Origin of the sequence: Methylophaga sp. UBA4204 (assembly GCF_002379485.1) — a bacterium.
Lineage (GTDB): Bacteria > Pseudomonadota > Gammaproteobacteria > Nitrosococcales > Methylophagaceae > Methylophaga.
The window spans coordinates 8269-9028 of record NZ_DFTU01000067.1 but is presented as its reverse complement, the minus strand read 5'-3'; the positions used below and the strand labels follow the sequence as shown (position 1 = coordinate 9028).

Below are 760 nucleotides of genomic sequence, written 5' to 3'. Positions count from 1 at the left end.
CGCAGCGCCTGGAAGCTCCTGGCGAAATCGATCCACATTTTGCTCGAAGGTGCGCCCGAGGACGCTTCTCCGGAGCAGGTGGAACAAGGCCTGATGGGCGCGGTGCCTGGCTTGGCGGCCGTCAGTCATGTGCATGTATGGCAGCTTACCTCTGGTCGCACGATGGCCACGCTGCACGTTCGCCCTAGTGTGGCTGAGGAAGCGCGCACCGTGGTCAAGTGCGTAGAGGTGGTGCTTCGAGAGCAATTTGGCATCGAGCACGTGACGGTCGGGATCGAATGGAACTCTCCTGGTGAAAAGAACCTTTGCAGCTTGCAGCCGACAGGTGGGCCGCAAGGGCACACCCCACATGAGCATGACACTAGCCACAGCCATGAAAAGGGTCATAAGCACGACCATTCCGTCCCGGGTCATCAACACTGATGCTGCAGCCAGCGTAGTGCTGGCAGCTCAGGGACAAGAAATCCATGACTTCTCGAAAACACGCCAATGGCGACAATGCTCAGAATTGCGCCACCAATGCTCAGCGTTCGGCCCCAGAGCTCTTGGCGCTCTCTCATAGTGACGTCGCTGTTCTCGCTGAGACTTTTCTCCTGTTAGGAGATCAATCGCGCCTGAAGATCCTGCTACAGTGCATGCGCGGATCAGTCGCGGTGGGCGACATCGCAGAAACGCTCGATCTATCCCAATTCTTGGTCAGTCATCATCTGCGGCTCCTGCGTGGAGCTCGACTTGTGCGTGGATAACGTCAGGCGAAACA

2 pseudogenes are annotated in these 760 nt (G+C 57.9%); both read left to right on the top strand.

Going from position 1 to position 760, the window contains the following annotated elements:
- Positions 1-423: pseudogene (locus tag B3182_RS09720) on the top strand (cation transporter); the annotation flags it as partial.
- Positions 424-467: 44 nt separating this feature from the next.
- A pseudogene (locus tag B3182_RS09715) lies at positions 468-743 on the top strand (ArsR/SmtB family transcription factor); the annotation flags it as partial.
- Positions 744-760: the final 17 nt, after the last annotated feature.